This is a genomic window from Limnoglobus sp. (assembly GCF_059499385.1).
On sequence record NZ_JCABYM010000050.1, the window covers coordinates 42,483 to 63,651 of the forward strand.

Here is a 21,169-nt window from a genome sequence, read left to right on the forward strand (position 1 = left end):
CTCGTTCGCGTTCGAGAACGCGGTTAGTTGTCGAGGCTGAGCGTCGAACCGTCGCTCGGGTTGAGGGCCGCGTTCAGGTTCTGCCGGGCCACGTTGTACGAGACGCCGCGGACCGTGCCGTCGCCCATGAGGAAGAGCGTGCCGCCGGCGAACGCGCTACCCCAGTTGTCGGCGAAGTCGTTGTTCGGGTCGTCCTTCACGAGCGGCTTCGAGGACCGCAGTGTCACGCTGTTGATGACCTCGTCCGCCCCGCGGCCGGACCGGGTGTGCCCGCCCCAGTCGCCTTGCACGATCGACTCGTCCCAGTTCGAGTCGCTAAGGTTGCTGTAGATGGCCGCACGGGACGCCTTGATGCCGACCAGGATCGTGTTCGACGAGCCATCCGTGATGCCCTGAATCGTCTTGCGGTTGTCCGCGCCGCCACAGCACGCCCCGTTACCCTCGCCGTTGACGCCCGGCGTGCCGAACCAATTGCCCTTGTTGATCCGGGCGTTGATGGCGTAGTCCGTGGCCGGCCCGGTCCCGCCCGAGTTGCCCGCGTTCTTGTACCCGACGCCGCGGCCGCGACCGGGGCAGAGGTACGTCTTGATGCTGGCTTGCCAGATCGGCTGGTTGGCCGTCACGCCGAACCACGTCTTGTCCGTGTCGCTGGTGGCCGTAATGGCCATCGCCCGGTGTAACGCATCCTGCTCGATGAACGGCAGGATTTGCGTGGCCCACGACCCCGACCCCTCGAACTGCGAGTTGTGGAACCCGTAGTTGAAGGGCTGGTTCGCGACCCCGGCTCCGCGGCGGCCGTGGTACGGTAGTTTGTTGAACGTGTCGTTGTGGTTGTGGAACCCGAGGCCGATCTGCTTCAGGTTGTTCGTGGACTGCGTGCGGGCGGCGGCCTCGCGGACCTTTTGGACCGCGGGGAGGAGCAGGCCGATGAGGATCGCGATGATCGCGATCACCACCAGCAGCTCAATGAGCGTGAAGGCGCGGCGGGCGCCACGCGACCGGGAGAGAGACAGCATGCGGACCTCAGAGAGTAGAGTGGGAACGGGAGGACAGAGAATGAGGAAAAATGTCGGCCTGCGAGGGGCCAAAGGGGAAGGCTTCCCAATTTCCTTCCCCCTAACTTCATAATCTAGACACCAATCTCCGAAAGGCAACTGTCCGGCATCGTTTTTCCTCTCACAACTTCTCGCAAGGTGTTAATTTTCAACACGTTAACAACAGTCCGAAATTTAATTCACTTTCCGGAGGAAATTTGTGATGAAACGAAGACCGGAACGCGATCCCGAGGAGGACGACGACGACCGGCCGCGGAAAAAGGCCCGGCGACGTGAGGACGACGAAAACGAGGAGCCGAGCGGTTGGGAGCGGTATCAGCGATCGACGGCGCGGTACGTCTTCCTGGGCGTTCTCGTGGTGCTGATGCTGGTCCTCGCGTTCTTCCTGTGGCAGAAGTACCAGCGGGACAAGGACGCGAGGGAGCCGACGAACGTGTCCACTCGCGGAACGGCGTGACGTGGTTCGGGGGCGAGCGGGGGGCTGACGCCCCCCGCTCGCCAAGACGCCGCCTTACCGCGACGCCGGCTTCGCCTTCGCGGTGTCCATCAACGCCTTCAGCCACTCGACGTTGGCCGCGGAGCTGACCGCCTCGACGGCATCGGTCCGGCCGGTCAGGTCGAACGGCTTGGTGTTCGTCTTCGGGTCGAACTTCCGGTCGATAGCCTTCATCATCACGTCCATGAGCTGGCTGCCGGTCAGCCCGTAGTCGGCGGCCGCGAACCGGACCGTCTTGCGGTCGCGGACGGTCCGCACGTCCGCGGCCAGGGCCGCGGCCTCCCGCTGCTCGGCGGCGTCGGCCACGTCCTTGAGCGCCTTCTGCGCCTCGAACTTCTTGAGGAGGTTCTCGGCCCGCGTCTTCTCGTCGGCGGTCTTGGTCTGGAGCACCAACTCCGCCTCCTTCAGCGCGGCCTCGGCCTTGCCCTTCACGACGGCGCGATCGATCTCGGTCAGTTGAAGGGTGAGTTGTTCCTTCGCGATCGCGTCGTCGAGCTTCTGGAACAGGGCGTCCGCCTTCTTCTTGGACGCGTCCGGGGCGGCCTGCCGGGCCTCCGCCAACAGCGCCTTCAGCACGTCCACTTCGAGCAGGGTGCGGCCGTAGGCGTCCACGTCCTTCGCCAGGTCCGGGCGGGCCTTCAGCACGGTCGCGAGGGCGGCGGCGAACGTCTCGGTCGGGTCCTTCCGCATCCGCTGGAGGATCGTGTCGCGGACCTCCTTCACGCCGGCCGGCGTCGTGTCTTTGGTGCGGAGCAGGACGCTGCTGACCCTCGGGGCGTTACCCTTCGCGCGGCGGAACACGTGCGTCGGCAGGGCCGTGCCCTGGACGCCGACGATGTCCGACTGGCCGAGGTAGGTCCAGCCGTCGGCGTCCATCGTTTCGAGCAGCGCCTCGAAGTCGGCGGCCTTCATCCCCGCGGCCCGGCCGTTCTTGTCGAAGAACATCGCGTGGTAGTGGTACTCCCACTTCGCGGCGGCTTTCGCCTTGGCCCTCTCGATCTCCGCCAAATCCGCCGCGAGTCGTTGCGTTGCATTCAGCTTCGCCTCCCAGTAGCGACTCTCGGCCGCTTGGACTTCCTTCGGCTTGTCCTGCGCGCCCGCGGTCGCCAGCCATCCGCCGACGGTCGCGGCCAGCCCGGCCGCGAGCAGCAACCCGGCGGCCAACAGTTTCGTCTTCGACATGATCGTCGCTCCTTTGGCCAGTTCGAGAACGGTCGAGGGGATCGTTTCCAGTTGAATCAGGTCGAGCGCCTTTGCCGCCACCGCGGCCGGGACGCTGCCGCCGGCGAACGCCGCGACCGCCACGGCCGACGCCGGGAGGCCGCGCCTCGCGAGGCGGTCGAGCAATTCCTGCTTCGCCCGCGTCAGCCGGCCGGAGAGCGTGCCGAGCTTCCAGCCGAGGTGCTTGGCGGCGTCCGTCGTGCCGCGGCCTTCGAGGCAGCAGAGGACGAACGGGACGCGCAAATGGTCCGGCAGCTTCGCCACCTCGTCGTGGACGGCGGCGGTGAGCGCGTCCCACGCCGTCGGCGGCACGGCCGCGTCGCGGTCCGGGGCCGCGGCGGCGTGCTCGCGCTTCCGGCGGCGGCCGTCGCCCCGTGCCGCCCGACACGCGACCCGGTGCGCGACCGTGTGCAGCCACGGGCCGAGGGCGTTCGTGCGGACGCTCCCCGCCGACTTCACGAGGACGAGGAACGTGGCCTGGAAGGCGTCTTCCGCGTCGGCGTCGGTCGGCCGGAGCTGCCGGCAGACGGCCCACACGAGCCGGCCGTACCGTCGGACGAGTTCCGCGAACGCGGCCGCGTCCTGGGTTTGCGCGAACTGTCGCAGCAGCGCGGCGTCGGCCGCGGCCGACCCGTTGGCGAGGGCCGTCGCGTGCGTCAGGACCGAGTGCAGCAGCCGGGTGTTCACGAAAGAAGAGTGCCCGCCGGGGGGCGGGTTCTACGCGGTGGGGCACGAATTTATATAGCCGCCGGCTTGCCGGCGGAACTTCCGCGGTCCCCAAACCCCGCCGGCAAGCCGGCGGCTATATAAGGCGGGCGGCTATATCACGAGCGGCGTCAACCACGGGAACGGGGCCGCCGGTAGCCCGCGGCGGACGTTGTGGTCCTCGATGTACTGCTTCACGACGGCGACCGCTTCCATGTCGAACAGGAACACTTTCCAGTAGTCCGCCGTCCAAATCCGCTGCCGCGATTGGTTCCGCGGCTGCTTCCTCACCTCGCTGCTGGTTCGGCCCTTCATACGGCCGGCGTATTTCGCGACTTCCTCGTTCAACGGGCTGACCAACAGGTGGACGTGGTTCGGCTCGACGGCACACGCCCACGCGAGCGGCCGGGTGTCGGCCGGCGAGTGCGAGACGTGGGACGTGGTTCGCCAGCTCCGCCGCGACAACGAGTTGCTCCTCGTCGGTCAGCCACATCGGGGGTTCGGTTAGCGCGTCCGCGGATTGCCTTCGGGTCGTCCCGTCCGGCACGTTCAACTGCCCGCCGCGCTCGCGGACATGTCCGTACAGGGTGAACAGCGGCGACCAGTGGCCGCGGTCGTCGCCGGGCAGCCACGTCCCGTAGGTCGTCCAGATGAGGTGGATGCCGACGGTGGGTATGGGTGAACCCGCGGTGGGAGCCGATCTCTATATAGCCGCCGGCTTGCCGGCGGGGTTTTGGGAGTCGCAAAACCCCGTCGGCAAGCCGGCGGCTATATGAAAACGGTTCGCGACGCCGTCCGCAACCGAAATCCCGCCGGCAAGCCGGCGGCTATATAAAACCCGCTCCGGCCGCGGGCACGCCCATTCGTTCGGGCGCGCGACGCGCGGCCGGCCCCTGGAGGTTTCGCGATGCTCTCTCTCAAGTTGCCGGACGGGTCCGTTCGTCAGGTTCCGCCCGGTACTCGCCCCCGCGACGTGGCCGAGTCGATCGGCAAGCGGCTCGCGCAGGCCGCCGTCGCCGCGAAGGTCAACGGCGACGTCCTCGACCTCGACCGCGAGCTGACCGCCGACGCGGAGTTCGCCCTGCTCACCGACAAGGACAAGGAGTCGCTCGACGTGCTGCGGCACAGCGCCGCGCACATCATGGCCCGCGCCGTCATGCGGCTCTTCCCCGGCACCGAACTCGCGTTCGGCCCGACCACCGAGAACGGGTTCTACTACGACATCCACACCCCGACCCCGATCCGCGAGGACGACTTCCCGCGGATCGAGGAGGAGATGCAGAAGATCGTCAAGGCGGCCGAGCCGTTCGAGCGGTTCGAGAAATCCGTCCCCGAGGGCAAGCAGCTCGTCGGCGACCTGAAGCAGAAATTGAAAGTCGAACACATCGAGGAGTCGCTCGGCAAGAGCCACGAGAGCGTCAGCTTCTACCGGCAGGGCGAGTTCATCGACTTGTGCCGCGGGCCGCACATCCCGCACGCCGGGAAGGTCGGCGCGTTCAAGCTGCTGTCCATCGCCGGGGCGTACTGGAAGAACGACGCGAAGCGGCAGCAGCTCCAGCGGCTGTACGGGACCGCGTTCTTCGACAAGAAGGACCTCGACGCGTACCTGAAGCAGGTCGAAGAAGCGAAGAAGCGGGACCACCGCGTCCTCGGCCGGCAGTTGAAGCTGTTCACCATCAGCCAGGTCGCCGGGCAGGGCCTCATCCTGTGGATGCCGAAGGGGGCGACCGTCCGCGGGCTGCTGGAAGGCTTCATCAAGGACGAACTCGTCAAGCGCGGCTACCAGCCGGTCTACACGCCGCACATCGGCAACCTGACGCTGTACCGGACCAGCGGCCACTTCCCGTACTACGCGGACGCCCAGTTCCCGCCGATGTACTTCAACCCGACCGTGCAGACCGTGGACACCTGGTACACGCTGCTGGAGAAGAAGCTACTCACCGACGAGCAAGAGAAGGCGTTCCTCGCCGCGATCCAGGCCGTCAGCGAGGGGCGGTCGCCGGACGGCCCGGACCAGGACCTGCCGCGGTTCACCGTCGGCGAGATGAAACTCGACGCCCGCGCGCTGTGGCTGGAGTACCAGGAGGCGAAGGACCGCGACGCGAAGCTGAAGGTGCTAAAGGATTGGATGAGCGGGCAGGAGGGCTATTTGCTGAAGCCGATGAACTGCCCGCACCACATCCAGATTTACAAGGCGTCGCCGCACAGCTACCGCGACCTGCCGATCCGCCTCGCGGAGTTCGGGACCGTCTACCGGTTCGAGCAGTCCGGCGAACTCGGCGGCATGACCCGCGTTCGCGGCTTCACCCAGGACGACGCCCACCTGTTCATGACCCCGGAGCAGGTCGAGCCGCAGCTCCGCAGCGAGATCGAACTCGTGCTGCTCGTGCTGAAGACGCTCGGCCTCAACGAGTACCGCGTCCGCGTCAGCGTCCGCGAGCCGGGGTCGGACAAGTACGTCGGCGAGCCGGACCTGTGGGAGAAGGCCGAGGCGACGCTGAAGGCGGTCGTCGAGACGACCCCCGGCCTGAACTTCAGCATCGGCGTCGGCGAGGCGGCGTTCTACGGGCCGAAGATCGACTTCATCGTGAAGGACTGCATCGGCCGCGAGTGGCAGCTCGGCACGGTGCAACTGGACTACAACCTGCCGCGGCGGTTCGAGCTGGAGTACACCGGCCCGGACAACAAGCCGCACCGCCCGGTGATGATCCACCGCGCGCCGTTCGGCAGCATGGAGCGGTTCACCGGCATCCTGATCGAGAACTTCGCCGGCTCGTTCCCGCTGTGGCTGGCCCCGGAGCAGGTCCGCGTGTTGACCATCAGCGAGAAGTCGGAAGCCTACGGCCGCGAGATCGAGGCGAAGCTGAAGGCGGCCGGGTTCCGGGTGGAGACGGACTACCGGTCGGAGAAGATCGGGGCGAAGGTGCGGGAGGCGTCGGTCGAGAAGGTTCCGTACATGATCGTGGTCGGCGAGAAGGACGCGGCCGCCGGTACGGTCGCGCTGCGGGACCGGGTGGCGGACAAGGAGACCCGCGACCTAAAGCTGGACGCGGTGATCGCGCAGTTGGCCGACGAGGTGGCGAAGAAGACGATCCGCACGCTGAGTACCGCGACCGCCGACCTGAGCGGCGGCGGGACCGCGAAGTACGCGGGGTGATGTGAAGTGGCGGGCCGGTCTTTTCGGCCCGCCGCCACATTTGGTATGATGTGCGTACCTATCGACGGAGGTTGCGGCATGAACGACATCCCCGTGCCCGGCAAGTTCGAGGTCCACGACACCAACGGAAAGATCGTCGGCTCGATTTCGGCCGAAGAACTGGCCCGTCTACGCGAAGAGAACGAAGTGTTGCAACGACAAATGATGTCGTTGCTGCCGGTTGCAACCCCGGAAGAGGAAGCGGAGATGGAAGCCGCCCTCGCCACGGCGGTCGATCTGAACATGGACGAGATCATCCGCGACATCGAAACGAGCGAGGGCCGCTGATGGCCGCGGGCAACGGAATTCCCGCCTATCGGGTCGTGACTCCCGCCGACGTACGGGATCAGTTTCGGGCGTGGGGCAAAGTCGCCGCGACGGCCGGCCTCCTCCAGTCGTACCTCGACGATTTGAAGCTGTTGAACAATCGGCTCGCCCGTCGGCCGAAGGCATTCGGTGATCCACTTCACGACTACCACCACGCGGAACTCTGTCTGTACCGCGGGCTGACCGAGTACAAGATCGTTACCTACGCCGTCCACACCAAGCGGCCGTTGGTTTTCGTCCGATCCGTCAGGCTCCGCCCCGACCGGGCCCTCGGAATGGCCGAGTAGCACCCGTCATGCCCGCCCTCCCGCCGAACGCCGTCCACCCGCTCACCCGCGCCGCGTGGCGGGCGTGGCTCGCCGCCAACCACGCGCGGACGCAGGGCGTCTGGCTCGTCTCCTTCAAGAAGCACACCAACAAGCCGGCCGTCGCCTACGACGACGCCGTCGAGGAAGCGCTCTGCTTCGGGTGGGTGGACAGCAAGCCCGGCAAGCTCGACGATGATCGCACGATGCTCTACTTCGCGCCCCGCAAGCCGAAGAGCAAGTGGGCGAAGACGAACAAGGCCCGCGTCGAGAAGCTGCTCGCCGCCGGACTGATGCAGCCGGCCGGGATCGCGAAGGTCGAGGCCGCGAAGAAGTGTGGGACGTGGGAAGCGCTCGACGCCGTCGAGGCGCTGGAGGTGCCACCGGACTTGACGACGGCGTTCCGCAAGTACGCCGGGGCGAAGGCGAACTGGGACGCGTTCCCGAAGTCCGTGAAGCGCGGCATCCTGGAGTGGATCGTCAGCGCCAAGAAGCCCGAAACGCGGGCAAAGCGGATCGACGAAACCGCCCGCCTCGCTGCCCAGAACGTCCGGGCCAACCAGTGGCGGCCGTAAAGAATCTCACATTTCCTTGATGCGTTTCGCCCGCGGATCGCGCATGGTAGGGGACGCCACCGCCCCGGAGGCCCGGCCATGACCGACGAGTCCGTTTTCGCCGCCGCCCTCGCCATCCCGAACCCGACGGACCGGGCCGCGTACCTCGACCGCGCCTGCGCCGACAAGCCCACGCTCCGTACGGAGGTGGAGGCGCTGCTGGCCGCGCACGCGGCGGACAACCCGCTCGACCGGCCGCCGGCGGACCTCGGCCGGACCGGGGCGTACCACCCGGCCGACACCGTCGCGGCGGCGAAGCCGGGCGACCGCGTCGGGGCGTACAAGCTGCTCGAACGCATCGGCGAGGGCGGCATGGGCGAGGTCTGGGTCGCCGACCAGCACGAGCCGCTGAAGCGGCGGGTCGCGCTCAAGCTCATCAAGCCGGGCATGGACACGAAGGCGGTGCTCGCGAGGTTCGAGGCCGAGCGACAGGCGCTCGCCGTGATGGACCACCCGAACATCGCGAAGGTGCTCGACGCCGGGACGACGCCGGACGGCCGGCCGTTCTTCGCGATGGAACTCGTCAAAGGGACGCCGATCACCGAGTTCGCGGACGCCCGGAAGCTGACGCCGCGGGAGCGGCTGGAACTGTTCGTCCCCGTTTGTCAGGCGATCCAACACGCGCATATGAAGGGGATCATCCACCGCGACATCAAGCCGTCGAACGTGCTGATCGCGCTGCACGACGAGACGCCGGTGGCGAAGGTCATCGACTTCGGCGTCGCGAAAGCAATCGGCCAACAGTTGACGGAGCGGACGCTGTACACCGGGTTCGGCACGCTCGTCGGCACGCCGGCGTACATGGCCCCGGAACAAGCCACGTTCAACCAACTGGACGTGGACACGCGGGCCGACGTGTACGCCCTCGGCGTGCTTCTGTACGAACTTCTCGCCGGCAGCCCGCCGATCGAGCGGGACCGGCTGAAGCTGGCGGCCATCGACGAGGTGCTGCGGATCGTCCGGGACGAGGAGCCGCCCCGCCCGAGCCAGCGGCTGAGCACGTCGCAGGCGAAGGCGAGCATCGCCGCGACGCGGCAGTCCGACCCGGCGAAGCTGTCGGCGCTGATGCGCGGCGAGCTGGACTGGATCGTGATGAAGGCGCTGGAGAAGGACCGCACCCGCCGGTACGACACGGCCAACGGGCTGGCGAAGGACGTGCAGCGGTACCTGGCCGGCGACGCCGTCGAGGCGTGTCCGCCGACGCTCGGCTATCGGCTGCGGAAGGCGTACCGGAAAAACCGGGCGGCGGTCTGGGTGGCGGCCGCGTTCCTGGCCCTCACCTACGTCGGGGCGTCCGGGATTTACTTCGCCTACGACCGGGCGGTGCGGGCGGAGGCCGACGCGCGGGCGAAGGCGATCGACGCGGCCGCCAGCGCCGCCGACGCCGAGGAGATGGCCGACTTGGCCCACGAGGCCGCGCAGCGGGCGCTGGCGGAGCAGAGGCGGGCGTTCGCCGAGCAGAAGCGGGCGGAGGAGGAGAAGCGGGCGGCCGAGGCCGTCCGCAGCTTCCTCCAGGACGACCTGCTGCGACAGGCCTCGCTCGTGGAACAGGCGAATTCGCTTTCGCCGGCGGGCGGCGACTTCGACGTCAAGCCGAACCCGACCATCGAAGAACTGCTCGACCGGGCGGCGGCGCAACTGACGCCGGACAAGATCGAGGCGAAGTTCCCGAACCTGCCGTTCGTCCAGGCCGAGGTCTTGCACGCCATCGCTTCCGCGTACTTCGGCGTCGGGGAAGACGATAAGGCCCTCGCGTTGCTCGACCGGGCCGTCCCGTTGTACCTGACCGCGCGGGGTCCGGCCGACCGGCGAACGCTCGCCGCGCAGTTCGTGAAGGCGAACGCGTCCCATTACCGCGGTCGGTACGACCAATCCGACCGGGAGTACGCGACCATCCTCCGGCAAGCCGAGCCGGCATTCGGGCGCAAGGACCCGTTCACGTTCGAGGTGCTCGTGATGCACGGCCGGAACATGACGTTGAACGGTCGTGCGGCCGACGCCGTCGAGTTCTTGAAAGCGTTGAAGAAAGAAGGGATCGGCTATTTCGGCCTTGCGGACAAACTCACACTACTCGCGTCCGGCCACCTGGCGATGGCGTACCGGTACAACAGGCAAATTCCCGAGGCGGTCCGGGAGATGGAAGACCTCCGTGACGCCGCCAGGTCGGTCAAGATTCGCCAGGACCATCCGATGCTCAGCGCCGCGTTCGGCGAACTGGCGATGGCGTACAAGGCGCGGAATCGACCCGACAAGGCACTCGAGGCCTGGCGGGAGATCATGATTCCGTGGGAACAGCGGGGCGATCCCTACCACCGCAGCACCTGGATCGCCCGGCACGAATCCGGTTTCCTCCTGTCCGGCATGGGAGACGTTGAAGGTGCGGCCAAGCTGTTCGAGGCGAACCTTCAGGCGTCCGACTCGCCGGAGCGGAAACTGTTGACGTACCACGCCCTGCAACAGACGGAGGAGAAACTTGGCAGGATGGATGCGGCACTCGTCCACTCCCGAAAGGGGCTGGAGGTGATGTTCGCGGGAAAGCCGGCGACGTTCCGCAGTTGGTACACGGGGCGGGCCCGTTCCTACCTCGGCCGGCACTTGGCGGGTCGTAAGGAGTATGCCGAGGCCGAGCCGTTGCTCGTGGACGCCGTCCGCGACTTGGTCGAATTCCATGGCCAATCGCCGGCCTGGGGCCAAGGTGACGCCGCCTTGGCACAGCGGGCGCTCGTGAACCTCTACAAGGCGATAAACCGCCCGGCCGACGCCCGCCGCGCGGCCGACGACTACTGGGCGGCTCTGGAGAAGCAAGGCAAGGGGGCGGCGTCGTGGGGCAGCCGGCACACGCAGGCGTGGGAGGCGTTCAACGAGGGGGACCACGAGACCGCGGCCCGGTTGTTCGAGATGAACGTCAAGGTCGCAGCCACGCCGGAGGACAAGAGCCGGTCTTACCAGGGGCTGCAACAGTCCGAGCAGAGGCTCGGCCGGGTGGACGCCGCCCGCGAGCACGCCCGCGCCGCCGTGGACGTGATCGTCGCCGCCCGCGGGCCGGCCCATCGCAGCTTCCTGCTCGGGTCGGCCCGGTCGAGCCTCGGGATCTTGCTGTTCGTCGAGAAGAACTACGCCGAGGCGGAGCCGCACCTGGTCGCCGGTTGCCGTGAGGTCGCCGACCACGCCCACCAGATTCCCGAATTCGAATACCGCCACCGGAATTACCCGTTCGACGTTCTCGTCCAGTTGCTGGAAAAAACGAACCGCCCGGCCGAGGCAAAGAAGTGGGCGGCGGTCAAGGCGGAGCTGATCGAGAAGTTGCTCCGAAAGACGGTGGTCGGCGAGAAGCTCACGGCGGCGACGGTGGCGCTCGCCACGCAGGTCGTCATGGGCCACGTCGCCGCCGACCGGCATGACGACGCCCTCGCGGTGTACCGTGAACTGGACGCGAAGTACAAGCCGGCCGATCAACCGACGGCCGACGCGTGGCTGCGGTTGAGCGGGACCGCGTTCAACACCTACGAGTCGAAGAATCAGTTCGACCGGATGAAGCCGTGGGCGGAGATGCGCATCCCGGCGCTGGAGCGGGAACTGGACGGGGTCCGGGCGGCGAACGCGGGCGAGTTACGAGTGTTGCAGGTGACGAACTCGTTGGCCTTCTCGCACCTCCACGCCGGGCGGAAGGACGAGGTGGCGAAGCTGGCCGCGGAGGTACTCGCCCGGCAGAAGGCGAGCGGTTGGAAGACGGACGCGGCCTCCGTCGCGGCCTACGGCAGCACGGCGAAGGCGGCGGCGTTGGCCGGCCGCGCGGACCTGGCGACGGCGATCAGCACGGCCGTGCTGGCCGAGGTGCGGAAGCGGCCGGAGGTACCGGGGCTGCGGGCGGCCCGCGCGACGTTCGACGCGGGGTTCGCCCGCTCCCACGCCGGGGCGCACGCGGAGGCCGAGGGGCACTTCCGGGACGCCTTGAAGCTGCAAATCGAAGCCGACGCGAAGCACTGGACGGCGGCGAAGTACAAGGCGTGGCTCGGGTTCGCGCTGTGCGACCAGAAGAAGTACGCCGCCGCCGAGCCGCTGCTACTGGAAGCGCACGCGGAGTTCGTCGCCCGGCTCGCCGGCGTCCCGCTGTGGGAGAAGGGATGCCCGCTCATAATCGCGGACCGGCTGGTGGCTCTGTACGCGGCGACGGACCGGCCGGAGAAGGCGGCCGAATGGCGGGGGAAGAAGTGACGACCCGGCTACGGGATGTGCAACAGCCGGCAGACTTCCTGGTAGCTCGGTTCGAGCGGCAGGTCGATACGGAGGGTGGGCGACAGCCACAACGGGATGGTGGGCAGCGGGTGACCAACGGTCAGCGGGAAGTACCACACGTCGAGCAGCGGCCGTTTCTTCTTCGGCTTCCGCCGGCGGAGGGTCACGGCGTACAGCGGCGACGGGTCGGCCCCCAACCGCGGATCGGCTTGGTCGATCCGGGCGAGCAACTCGGCGTACAGGTTGGCCAGTCGGTCGGACACGATGTCCACGATCGCCACGCACACGCCCTCCCGCAACAGGGCGGACACCTTGCCGACGAATTGCGCCCGGCTCTCCGGCCGGTCCTTGTTCGACGGGCTGACGATCTCGACGGCCGCCACGAGGGTCCGTTCCCGGTCGGGATCGTAGATGCGAACCTCGTATTCGTCCACGCCCCGTAGGTCCGTTACGATGGTGAACGGCGGGTCCACGGCCGGAAGGGTCGCGGTGCCACCCGCGTCGTCCGCTTCCGCCGGGCGGTCGTCGTCCTCGGCGACGGACACGTCCACCTCGAACGACGAGCCGAGGTACAGCCGCGGCGCGGCCTGAAACCCCGGCGGGAGTCGGTCGAACAGGTAACGGGCGATCTCGCCCGGCCACCAGCCGTGGAGTTCGCTCCAATGGCGGCGGTTGGACACCGGCGGGTGGAAGTGGTCGTGCAGCGGCATGGGGGCCTCCGGATGATCGAGATTGTACACCACCGAAGTCCCGGTGCAGAACCGAACCCATGACCGACGTGACGAAACTCCTCGAAGCGGCCCACCGCGGCGACCGGCAGGCCGCCGCGGAGTTGCTGCCGCTCGTCTACGACGAACTCCGCAAGCTCGCCGCCGCGAAGCTCACGCACGAGAAACCGGGGCAGACGCTCGACGCCACGGCCCTCGTCCACGAGGCGTTCCTGCGGCTCGTCGGCGACCAGCAGTTCGACGGCCGCGGGCACTTCTTCGCCGCCGCCGCCGAGGCCATCCGCCGCATCCTCGTGGAACAGGCCCGCCGCCGGTTGGCCGCGAAACGAGGCGGGGAGCGGCAACGGGAGCCGCTCGACCCGGACCGCGTCGCCGCCCCCGCCCCGGACGACGAGTTGCTCGCCCTGCACGAGGCGCTCGACAAGCTCGCGGAGAGCCATCCTGAGAAGGCCGAACTGGTGAAGCTGCGGTACTTCGCCGGGCTGACCGCCGACCAGGCCGCCGCCGCCCTCGGCGTGTCGCCGAGTACCGCCGACCGGCACTGGGCCTACGCCCGCGCCTGGCTACACCGGGCCATCGCCGCCGGCCCGCCTAATTGACACGACCCGCACGTCCGGACCCGTCTCATTCGTTCCAAAAATTCCGGCCGGCGCTGTCGATTCCACCGCCCCCCAGTCGTCGCACCGGTGAGGGCCGAATCCCGGCATTCGACTGATGCCCAACCGACATCGCGGCCGATGGTATGCCGTGTAAACATCGGTACACCTCAACCCCGAAAGGAACCTGGCATGCAACCCGTTACCCCGCAACCGGAACACCAGTGGCTGCACAAGCTCGTCGGCGAGTGGACCTACGAGACCGAGTGCATCATGGGGCCGGACCAGCCGCCGATGAAGCACAGCGGCACGGAGGTCGTCCGCTCCCTCGGCGGCCTCTGGACGCTCGGCGAGGGCACGAACGAGCACGGCACGTCGCTCATGACGCTCGGGTACGACCCGGTCCAGCAGCGGTTCGTCGGCACGTTCGTCGCCTCCATGATGACGCACCTGTGGGTGTACAACGGCTCCCTGGACGCCGACGGCCGGGTGCTGACGATGGACTGCGAGGGGCCGACGTTCACCGAGGCCGGCGGGATGGCGCACTACCAGGACATCTTCGAGTTCCTGGACGACGGCCGCCGCACGCTCAAGTCGCAGACCCGGCAGCCGGACGGCAGTTGGAAGCAGTTCATGTCGGGCGTGTACACCCGGACGAAGTAACCCGAGGGACAGAAATGCAAGGCTCACGAACGCAACGGATCGTCGGCTGGGTGCTGAGCGGGCTGCTGACCGCGTTCTTGCTCTTCAGCTCGATGGGGAAGTTCACCGAGTGGGAAGGCAAGGCCGAGATGTTCGCGAAGCTCGGCTTCACCACGGACGTGATGACGAAAATCGGGATCGTCGAGGTCGCAATCGCGCTCCTGTTCCTGGTCCCGCGGGCGGCGTTCGTCGCCGCGATCCTGATCACCGGCTACCTCGGCGGCGCGATCTGCACCCACGTCCGGGTCGGGGACGCGTTCGTGGCCCCGCTCGTGATGGGCGTACTCGTCTGGGTGGCCCTCGGCCTGCGGCAGCCGGCGGTCTTCGACCTCGCCGTCGGCCGCAAGCCCGGGTAACCGGGCACGGCCCCGCGGTGTTGACCCGCCGTTCCGCGCCCGGCCCGACGGCCGCGATTTTCCCCGCCCCGCGGCCGGGAACGGCCCGCGGTTCTTCCGTATCATGTCCCGGACGCCGCTCACCCACGTTCGGAGATTCCCATGACGCCGCTCCAATCCATCGTCGCCGCCGGCACGAAGCTCTGGCTCGACTCCGTCGATCCGACCGAGATCAAGAAGAACCGCGAGTTCGGCGCGACCGGCGCGACCTCCAACCCGATCATCATCGCCGACCTCCTCAAGACCGGCCGGTTCGACAGCGACATCGCCGCGTTCGCAAGCCAGGGCCACGACGACGAGACGATCGCCTGGGCCATGACGGACAAGCTCGTGCAGGCCGCGCAGGACGTGTTCAAGCCGGTCTGGGACGAGACGAAGGGGGACGACGGGTGGGTCAGCTTCGAGCTGGACCCGCTGCTCGAGGACACCGGCCGGAACCTGCCGACGATCGAGCGGACGATGAAGTACATGGACCTCGCGTGGCGGTGGTCGAGCGGCCACTGCAACCGGATGATTAAGGTCCCGGCGACGCCCGGCGGCCTCGGCGCGCTGGAGGAACTCGTCGCCCACGGCGTGGCCGTGAACGTGACGCTCATCTTCTCCGAGAGCCAGTACCGCGCCGCCCGCAACGCCTGCTACAAGGGGGCGCTGCGTGCCCGCAACAAGAACGCGGTGAAGACGGTGTACAGCATCTTCGTCAGCCGGGTGGACGTGTACACCGAGCAGCACAACGCCAGCCTCATCCCGGAAGCTCAGGGGCAGGTGGGGATCGTGAACGCGAAGCGGATTTGGAAGTTGAACAAGGACTTCTGGGCGGACAAGGGGTTCCCGCGGAAGCAGGAGATGATCTTCGCGAGCACCGGGACGAAGAAGAAGGAAGACCCGGCGTGGAAGTACGTGGAGGCGTTCGCCGGCAGCGACATCGAGACGAACCCGCCGGCGACGAACGACGCCGTGCAGGCGAGCGGGCGGACGATCTCGAAGAACATCGACAAGCTGCCGGCCGCGGCCGTGCTGGCGGACATCGACGCGAAGGTGAACATCGGCCACCTGGAGGAGACGCTGATGCGGGAAGGGCTGGCGAAGTTCGCCGACCCGCACAAGGCGCTCATCAAGCTGATCGGCGAGAAGCGGGCGGCGCTGGGAAAGTAGTATTTCTCGAGCCCGCCAGTGTTTGCGAACACTGGCGGGCCGAGGTCACCTGGGTCGAGCGAACATTTTTGCGAATGTCGGCCATATTTTGCATTTTTTCTCTTGCTTCGCGTTTCCGGTTTTGTTAATTTTTCCGCAGCCCACTTCCGCAGCCCACTTCCGCAGCCCACTTCCGCAGCCCACTTCCGCAGCCCACTTCCTTGAGGAGAACGAAATGTTTCTTCGCAGCAAGGCCACATCCGTAGTGCTGGTTTCCGCGTTCACGCTCACGAACGTGATGCTCCCGACACTCGGAGCGGTGGACCAACCTGGGAAAGTGGAGTTCCAGACCGGTTACCCGCAAGGTGTGAACAGTCAGGGAATGATTCCCCCCAAGGTCAAAGTCTTCGGCAAACATACGCTGCCGACGGGAACACCGGCCTGGTCGCACTGGGGGTCACTGGTCGTGTACCAGTCGCGGGCTGCGGGATCGACTGCATCAAACGCCGCCATACAGGAGTTGAATGGCGCACTTGGCCAGGTCTCGGGCGGTATCTGTACCGAGGCGGTCTATACGGCAAGTGTTGGGAGCTTCGACGTATGGTTAGTAACGACTTGGACACGGTGGACGGGCGTGGGCGTGCAGGAAACGCAGAGTAAGAAATCGAGTACTGAAACCGTGAACTTGAGCTAACTCATGAGACCCGATTCGTGGGCAGTCATGAAGGGGAACATCTCGTGTGTGTTCCCCTTGTGTTACACTGATCGCTGTTGCGACCAACACAAAGAATGTATCCTGTCAGGACTGGGGAACATGTATGGTTCAACCACGCCGCCACGGGGCAACGCTATTGGAATTGATCGTCGTCATCGCGATCATTGGCGTTCTCGTAGGTTTACTGTTACCCGCAATTCAGAAGGTAAGGGAGTCGGCCGCCAGAACACAAAGCCAAAACAACTTGCGCCAACTTACGCTCGCCGTACATAAGATCGCCGACGCGAATGGGGACCGGCTACTTGATTGTCGGCGGTATTCCGTTCACATGTCATGCGTGTGGCATGCACTCGGCAAGGAGTATGCCGAGGGGTACACGTCCGACCCTGAAAGCCCATACAAGCCTGTGCCGATGTTGTTGAGCCCCGCCGACCCGTCGGTCGATAGGCAGCCGGCGAATGCCGGAACCGCACAATGGACGAGTGCCGACGGCAAGCCTTTCAAACCGTTCCGGGCCGTATCGAGTTTTGCATGCAATGCGGCGGCATTCGCGGACGGCGCGCAAATCACACGCATCGAAGACGGGACAAGTAACACGATCGCGTTCGCAGAGCATTACAGTACGTGTAAGGCCACGCTCTTCATCGTCGTGCTCGGGGAGACTGTAGACCCGGATCGGCGGCGACCTTCTTTCGCCGACCGCGACATCCCCAAGAGGCCCGACGTTTTCCCGATCGTATCCGGCACGCCGCCCAAGACCGCACCGTCACAGCCTGGGATCACGTTTCAGGTTCGGCCACCGTTAGACGAGTGCAACCCACGCATCCCTCAGACACCCCACGCCGGTGGTATGATCGTCGCCTTCCTAGACGGCAGCGTCCGTACCGTCCGCCCTGGAATCGAGAGCGGCGCTTTCTGGGCCGCCGTCACGCCGTCCGCCGGTGACGTGGCCACGCTCGATTGAAATCCAGCTTGGGAGAGCCAACATGCATCGCCGTCACTTTATGTCCGCCGGGAGTCTCGCACTCGGCGTCTCGGCCGTCGCCGCCGCCCCGTCGCCCAAGCCGACCTCCGAGCAACAGCGCAAGGGTCTTGAGTCCATGTGGGCCGACCTCCTCAGCACGGACGAGTACGTGGCCAGCCGTGCCGCCCTCCGGTTCGCCGCCTTCGGCGGGGCCGCCGTCACGTTCACGGCCGAACACCTCCGATCGCTCCGGTTGAGTAAGCAACTCCTCGACGAGTTACTCCGGGACTTAGGGCGCGGCGACGCGAAACGGGTGGAGAATGCTTACCGCACGTTCGCATACCTCGATCCCCGCTTGGCGATGACGAAGCAGGAACTTTGTGACGCCCTATTAAATCCTGACCTCAATCGGGTACTCGCCGCCGTCCTTTGCGACCTGCCCATCGACGCCTTCGCCGAAGGGGAGTGGCACTGGTACTCCCCGGACAACCAAGTGTTCTGCTTCACCTGCGGCAAGATCATCAACCGACTTGCCGCCATCACCGTGGCCAACATCGGGAAAAGGGACCGCAAGGCCACCTGGGTTCGGGCGACCCGGGCCGTCGCCGTCCTGGAATTTCTCGACACCCCCCAATCACGGGCCGTACTAGACGACTTGGCCACCGGCCACCCGGACGCCGTTCCCACGAAGGCAGCCAAGCTCGCCCGCGACCGGGGCAAGTAGTAACTCCCTGCCAACTTCCGTTGACGGGTTGACACCCGCGCCGAAAAGTATCGCCCAGAACGATTTGACACCCGCCGGGGCCGACCTAGATTTGGGGCGGCCCCTTCCCGTTCGCGGCGATACCGCCGGGGCCGCGTTCCCGTTCCGGGTGCTCCCATGCGTGGCTACCGTCTGCTCGCGGCCGTGTCCGTCTCCGGCCTGTTCGCCGTCACCCTCGCCGCCGCCCCGCCCCGCGGCCTGGACGAGGCCAGCTTCCGCCGGCTCACCCGCGTCGGGCCGTTCACCACCGAAATCCAGGGCAAGGCCACGTTCCGCGTCCCGACTGACTACCGCATGGTCGTCGCCGACAAGCTCGAGGAGTTCGGCGAACTCACCGGGTTCCCGGTCCTCGGGGACGAGGCCGGGTACATCGGCAAGGCCGACCGACCGACGTGGTTCGCCGTGCTGCTCGTCGTCACCGACGACCCGCTCAAGGGGATCGACGCGAAGAACATCGCCGAGCCGGCCGTCCGGGCGCAGCTGCTCGACTGGCAGCGGCGGTTCCACGAGGGCCGGCGGCCGCGGAAGGGCGTGCTGAGCATCAGCTCGAAGGTGGCCGCGTGGACGCACCCGCCGAAGTGGGACGAGAAGACCAAGGTGCTGACGATGGGCGTCCGGCTGGAGGGCGAGGCGGACGGGCAGAAGGACAAAGTGAACTACCAGTCGTTCGCGTACGGGCCTGGCGGGGCGATCATCGTCGTCAGTGCGTTCGCGGACGTGGAGAACTACGACAAGGCGGAGAAGGAGTCCGGCAAGCTCACGGACGAGTTCTCGTTCATCGCCCCCCCGCCGGCCGAGGAGCCCGCGGCGGAGGCGGAGGACGACATGCACATGGTCAAGGTCGCCGGCGGCGGCCTCGCCGGGGCGGTCGTCGTGCTGTTGATGTTCAAGTTCATGGGCACTAGCGGTGGCCGCGGCCGCACCCCGGCCCGCGCCCGCCGGCCGGCGCGGTAAAGTGGTTTTCCGGCCTGACGGGCCGGTTCTTGTAGCGAAGGCCGTCAGGCCTGGATACCAAGACGAACATCCCGGCCCTGAAGGGGCCGTGCGTGAGAAACGCACGGCCCCTTCAGGGCCGGTAGCGTTTGGCCGGCGGTCGGCCCCAGGCCCGACGGCCTTCGCTACAAGAACCGCCCTTTCAGGGCGGAACTCCGGGTCGCCCTCCCCTTGCCACTGCTCCCCGCCGGCCGCTATAGTTTCAGTTCGGCCATCATCTTGTTCGCCGGTTCTCGCGCGGTCGGCCGACGCGCGGCAAGGCCCGGCGGGAGAGACGGAACCGTGACGGAAACACTCATCGACCTACGCGCCCTCCTCGTCGAGCGGGAAGAATTCGAAGGCAGCATGGTCTCGCGGCTCCGCGAGGGCCTCGCCCAGTCGCCCGCCCAGATCAAGAACCTGCGGGAAATCCACGACGTTCTCGAGAAGCGGCTGGCCGTGTCCGCCGGGCCGGCCCAGAAGAAGATCCACCTGAAGATCGGCGTCGCCCAGTTCTACCTCGGGCACATGGACCTGGCCGTCGAGCACCTGAAGCAGTCCGACGGCCCGCTGGCCGCGTTCTTCCTCGGCCGGGCGTACGCCGCCCGGCAGGAGTTCGACGACGCGATCAAGGCGTTCGACAAGGCCGAGAAGAGCGGGTACGCCGCCCAGCAGGTGCAGCTGCAGCGGGCCGGCGTCCTCCGGCAGCAGGGGCACAACACGGAGGCGCGGGCCATCCTGGCGAAGGTCAAGGACATGGCCACGCACAACGCCGAGTACCACTACCAGGAGGGCGGCCTCGCGGAGGCCGAGGGCGACGTGGTCCGGGCGACGAAGGGCTACGAGCGGGCCGCCGACCTCGACCCGGCCCACACCGGGGCGCTGTTCCGGCTCGGGTTCCTCAACGACCTGGCCGGCAACGACCACGAGGCGATCGGGTACTACGAGCGGTGCCTGAAGCACCCGCCGGTGAGCAAGGGGACGCTGTACAACCTCGGCGTCCTGTACGAGGACGCCGGCGTGTACGACAAGGCGGCCGACTGCTACAAGCGGCTGACGAAGGCCGACCCGCACGACGAGCGGGCGAAGCTGTTCCGCAAGGACGCGGAGGCGTCCCTGTCGCAGTTCTACAGCCCGGAGGACGAGAAGGTCAGCATCCAGTGGAAGCAGGTGATGGAGGTCCCGATCACCGACTTCGAGCTGTCCGTCCGCAGCCGGAACTGCCTGAAGCGGATGAACATCCGCACGCTCGGCGACCTGACCCGGATCAACGAGCCGCAGCTCTTGGCGAGCAAGAACTTCGGCGAAACGTCGCTCGAAGAGATTCGGGCGATCATGAACCAGAAGGGGCTGCGGATCGGGCAGTCGCTGGACCAGGGGCAGCAGCACGAGTTCAAGCTCCGACCGCAGTCGAACCTGTCGCCGGAGGAGCAGGCGCTGATGAGCAAGCCGGTGAGCGACCTGAACCTGTCGGTCCGCGCCCGCAAGTGCATGAACCGGCTCGGCATCACGACGCTGGGCGAGCTGTGCCAGCGGACCTCCGACGAGCTGATGGAGGCGAAGAACTTCGGCGTCACGTCGCTGACGGAGGTGAAGGAGAAGCTCACGAGCCTCGGCCTGAAACTCCGCGGGGACTGACGGCGGGCAGGATGAACGCGACGGGCGGGGCGTGATGCCCCGCCCGTTTTGTTTGAATGGTTCGAGTCGAATCTTCGCGCGACAGCCCGCCGCAGCTCCAGCAGGCCCGGTCGGATTTTTTACCCCGAAGGGGTTACACAGGTCAGCCCAGGGCAAGGAGCGCAGCGACGCCGCCCTGGGTAGGAGTGCCACGGAGGGAAGCCCTGAAAGGGCGCGACAGCGTCAACCTGTCGCGCCCTTTCAGGGCTTGTTGCGTCGGGTGGCTCGTTACCCAGGGCGTTGCCCTGGGCTGACCTGTGTAACCCCTTCGGGGTAAAGAGGTCGCGGGCGGGTGTCGAAGGGTGGGCCGAGTCTTCGAGGCCCACCGGGGGTTTTCTTGTTCCCTCCCCCCCAAGGGGGGAGGGAAGAAA

The 21,169-nt window shown here is 67.0% G+C and carries 19 protein-coding genes; 15 read left to right on the plus strand and 4 right to left on the minus strand.

Annotation, left to right across the window (positions count from 1 at the left end):
• Window positions 1-23: 23 nt before the first annotated feature.
• Entirely contained in the window at window positions 24-1,016 is a 993-nt protein-coding gene (locus tag AC5JJ2_RS09720) for a DUF1559 family PulG-like putative transporter (RefSeq protein ID WP_495857785.1), read from the minus strand.
• A 241-nt stretch (window positions 1,017-1,257) separates the two neighbouring features.
• On the opposite strand from AC5JJ2_RS09720, the gene AC5JJ2_RS09725 reads away from it, so the two are divergent.
• Complete coding sequence (locus AC5JJ2_RS09725) at window positions 1,258-1,512, plus strand: hypothetical protein (protein WP_495857786.1); 255 nt, start codon at window positions 1,258-1,260, stop codon at window positions 1,510-1,512.
• Between the two features lie 54 nt (window positions 1,513-1,566).
• Here the strand turns inward: AC5JJ2_RS09725 and AC5JJ2_RS09730 are convergent, their stop codons facing one another.
• Window positions 1,567-3,459, minus strand: coding sequence for an RNA polymerase sigma factor (locus tag AC5JJ2_RS09730; RefSeq protein ID WP_495857787.1), 1,893 nt, complete (start codon window positions 3,457-3,459; stop codon window positions 1,567-1,569).
• 132 nt (window positions 3,460-3,591) lie between these two features.
• A complete protein-coding gene (locus tag AC5JJ2_RS09735; RefSeq protein WP_495857788.1) occupies window positions 3,592-3,942 on the minus strand; it encodes a transposase in 351 nt (116 codons plus the stop codon).
• Between the two features lie 442 nt (window positions 3,943-4,384).
• On the opposite strand from AC5JJ2_RS09735, the gene thrS reads away from it, so the two are divergent.
• The 5 genes from thrS (at window position 4,385) to AC5JJ2_RS09760 (ending at window position 12,134) form a co-directional block, all read left to right on the plus strand.
• Window positions 4,385-6,634 carry a threonine--tRNA ligase gene (thrS, locus tag AC5JJ2_RS09740; RefSeq protein ID WP_495857789.1) on the plus strand — a complete coding sequence of 750 codons (2,250 nt, stop codon included), beginning with the start codon at window positions 4,385-4,387 and terminating at the stop codon, window positions 6,632-6,634.
• Window positions 6,635-6,712: 78 nt separating this feature from the next.
• Window positions 6,713-6,961: a hypothetical protein gene (locus tag AC5JJ2_RS09745; RefSeq protein WP_495857790.1), complete on the plus strand. Its 249-nt coding sequence runs from the start codon at window positions 6,713-6,715 to the stop codon at window positions 6,959-6,961.
• Complete coding sequence (locus AC5JJ2_RS09750) at window positions 6,961-7,287, plus strand: hypothetical protein (protein ID WP_495857791.1); 327 nt, start codon at window positions 6,961-6,963, stop codon at window positions 7,285-7,287. The genes AC5JJ2_RS09745 and AC5JJ2_RS09750 overlap by 1 nt, the downstream gene beginning before the upstream one ends.
• An 8-nt stretch (window positions 7,288-7,295) precedes the next feature.
• Window positions 7,296-7,880, plus strand: a complete 585-nt coding sequence (locus tag AC5JJ2_RS09755; RefSeq protein WP_495857792.1) for a YdeI/OmpD-associated family protein — start codon at window positions 7,296-7,298, stop codon at window positions 7,878-7,880.
• A 78-nt stretch (window positions 7,881-7,958) separates the two neighbouring features.
• Window positions 7,959-12,134, plus strand: a complete 4,176-nt coding sequence (locus tag AC5JJ2_RS09760; protein ID WP_495857793.1) for a protein kinase domain-containing protein — start codon at window positions 7,959-7,961, stop codon at window positions 12,132-12,134.
• 8 nt (window positions 12,135-12,142) lie between these two features.
• Here AC5JJ2_RS09760 and AC5JJ2_RS09765 read toward each other — a convergent pair whose 3' ends face one another.
• Window positions 12,143-12,865 carry a DUF4058 family protein gene (locus AC5JJ2_RS09765; RefSeq protein WP_495857794.1) on the minus strand — a complete coding sequence of 241 codons (723 nt, stop codon included), beginning with the start codon at window positions 12,863-12,865 and terminating at the stop codon, window positions 12,143-12,145.
• Window positions 12,866-12,924: 59 nt separating this feature from the next.
• On the opposite strand from AC5JJ2_RS09765, the gene AC5JJ2_RS09770 reads away from it, so the two are divergent.
• From AC5JJ2_RS09770 to AC5JJ2_RS09810, 9 genes are all read left to right on the plus strand, one after another.
• Window positions 12,925-13,482 carry an ECF-type sigma factor gene (locus AC5JJ2_RS09770; RefSeq protein ID WP_495857795.1) on the plus strand — a complete coding sequence of 186 codons (558 nt, stop codon included), beginning with the start codon at window positions 12,925-12,927 and terminating at the stop codon, window positions 13,480-13,482.
• A 189-nt stretch (window positions 13,483-13,671) separates the two neighbouring features.
• Window positions 13,672-14,142 (plus strand): DUF1579 domain-containing protein, encoded by a 471-nt coding sequence (locus AC5JJ2_RS09775; protein ID WP_495857796.1) that lies wholly within the window; start codon window positions 13,672-13,674, stop codon window positions 14,140-14,142.
• A gap of 14 nt (window positions 14,143-14,156) precedes the next feature.
• Window positions 14,157-14,537 carry a DoxX family protein gene (locus AC5JJ2_RS09780; RefSeq protein WP_495857797.1) on the plus strand — a complete coding sequence of 127 codons (381 nt, stop codon included), beginning with the start codon at window positions 14,157-14,159 and terminating at the stop codon, window positions 14,535-14,537.
• Window positions 14,538-14,678: 141 nt separating this feature from the next.
• A complete protein-coding gene (locus AC5JJ2_RS09785) occupies window positions 14,679-15,728 on the plus strand; it encodes a transaldolase family protein (RefSeq protein ID WP_495857798.1) in 1,050 nt (349 codons plus the stop codon).
• A 22-nt stretch (window positions 15,729-15,750) separates the two neighbouring features.
• Complete coding sequence (locus AC5JJ2_RS09790) at window positions 15,751-16,401, plus strand: hypothetical protein (RefSeq protein WP_495857799.1); 651 nt, start codon at window positions 15,751-15,753, stop codon at window positions 16,399-16,401.
• A 124-nt stretch (window positions 16,402-16,525) separates the two neighbouring features.
• Complete coding sequence (locus tag AC5JJ2_RS09795) at window positions 16,526-17,386, plus strand: prepilin-type N-terminal cleavage/methylation domain-containing protein (RefSeq protein WP_495857800.1); 861 nt, start codon at window positions 16,526-16,528, stop codon at window positions 17,384-17,386.
• 22 nt (window positions 17,387-17,408) lie between these two features.
• A complete protein-coding gene (locus AC5JJ2_RS09800; RefSeq protein ID WP_495857801.1) occupies window positions 17,409-18,110 on the plus strand; it encodes a hypothetical protein in 702 nt (233 codons plus the stop codon).
• A 156-nt stretch (window positions 18,111-18,266) separates the two neighbouring features.
• Window positions 18,267-19,103 carry a DUF2167 domain-containing protein gene (locus tag AC5JJ2_RS09805; protein WP_495857802.1) on the plus strand — a complete coding sequence of 279 codons (837 nt, stop codon included), beginning with the start codon at window positions 18,267-18,269 and terminating at the stop codon, window positions 19,101-19,103.
• A gap of 321 nt (window positions 19,104-19,424) precedes the next feature.
• Window positions 19,425-20,759, plus strand: coding sequence for a tetratricopeptide repeat protein (locus AC5JJ2_RS09810; RefSeq protein WP_495857803.1), 1,335 nt, complete (start codon window positions 19,425-19,427; stop codon window positions 20,757-20,759).
• The last annotated feature ends 410 nt before the right edge of the window (window positions 20,760-21,169 follow it).